This is a genomic window from Paraburkholderia sp. J11-2 (assembly GCF_905220185.1).
In the GTDB taxonomy this organism is placed as follows: Bacteria; Pseudomonadota; Gammaproteobacteria; order Burkholderiales; family Burkholderiaceae; genus Paraburkholderia.
This window is the reverse complement of sequence record NZ_CAJMYY010000119.1, coordinates 1-400: the sequence shown is the minus strand read 5'-3', so window position 1 is coordinate 400 and position 400 is coordinate 1. Positions and strand designations below refer to the sequence as shown.

Genomic DNA, 400 nt, shown 5'->3' with positions numbered 1-400 from the left:
GAATCATGCAAACAATCGACCTCGTTCATCACACGGTCAGGGCGAACGGCATCCGGCAGCACTACGTGGAGGCAGGAGATGGGCCGCCCGTGGTGCTGTTGCACGGCTTTCCGGAAACGCACTACGCGTGGCGCCATCAGATTCCGGCGCTCGCCCGGAAGTATCGCGTGATTGCGCCGGATCTCCGCGGCTATGGCGAAACCGACAAGCCGGCGAGCGGCTACGACAAGCGCACGATGGCGAACGACGTGCGCGCGCTGCTGGATCATCTGGGTATCGATCGCGCGGCGCTCGTGAGTCACGATCGCGGATCCCGCGTGGCAACGCGCTTCGCCAAGGACCATGCGAACCGGCTGGACCGGCTCGTGGTGATGGACAACGTGCCCACGCGGGTCGTGGC

The 400-nt window shown here is 65.2% G+C and carries 1 protein-coding gene; it reads left to right on the top strand.

Annotation, left to right across the window (positions count from 1 at the left end; translation table 11 throughout):
* Positions 1-5 precede the first annotated feature (5 nt).
* Positions 6-400 (top strand): alpha/beta fold hydrolase (locus U5A57_RS41410; RefSeq protein WP_321918118.1); only part of this gene is annotated, 395 nt, incomplete at its 3' end.